Raw genomic sequence first — 520 nt, 5'->3', positions numbered from 1 at the left:
TCAGACCTCTGCGTCCAGCATGACGATCAGGTCGTCCAGCTGCGCGAACTGCTCGCCCCACCCGCTCGTGCTTCCAGAGGCCAGGGCATCGTCGAGCGCCTCCTTCGAGGGATAGAGCTCGTGCACGACGACGCATGTCGCGCCGTCCCTTTCCTCGAAGGTCACCGTGGTGACGGGCCCATCCTTGCCCCCTTCGTCGTTGGTCCAGACCAGGCGGGCATGGGGCGTCACCTCAATGTATCGGCCGAAGAACGCCATGGGCTGCTCCGAGGACGGATGGCCCATCAGCAGACGGTACGTGCCACCAGTGCGGATATCGGCCTCGAACGAGATCAAAGAGACGCCGCAGGATCTGGGCGCCCACCATCGCTGGAACAGCTCCGGCCTGGACCACGCTTCGAAGACGATCCGCGCCGGGCCATCGACGGTCCGCGTGACGGCGAGCTCCCTGTCCGATGTCCGCTCCACCGTCGTGCGTGCCTTCCCAGCAGTGGGGTCATCCTGTCTGCCTGCGTTCATC

At 65.6% G+C, this 520-nt stretch carries 1 protein-coding gene; it reads right to left on the bottom strand.

Annotation, left to right across the window (positions count from 1 at the left end):
• Complete coding sequence (locus WDW90_RS38015) at positions 1-519, bottom strand: SRPBCC family protein (protein ID WP_336492859.1); 519 nt, start codon at positions 517-519, stop codon at positions 1-3.
• Position 520: the final 1 nt, after the last annotated feature.

Source organism: Methylobacterium nigriterrae (assembly GCF_037106235.1).
Classification (GTDB): Bacteria; Pseudomonadota; Alphaproteobacteria; order Rhizobiales; family Beijerinckiaceae; genus Methylobacterium; species Methylobacterium nigriterrae.
This window is presented reverse-complemented; position numbering and strand designations above follow the sequence as displayed.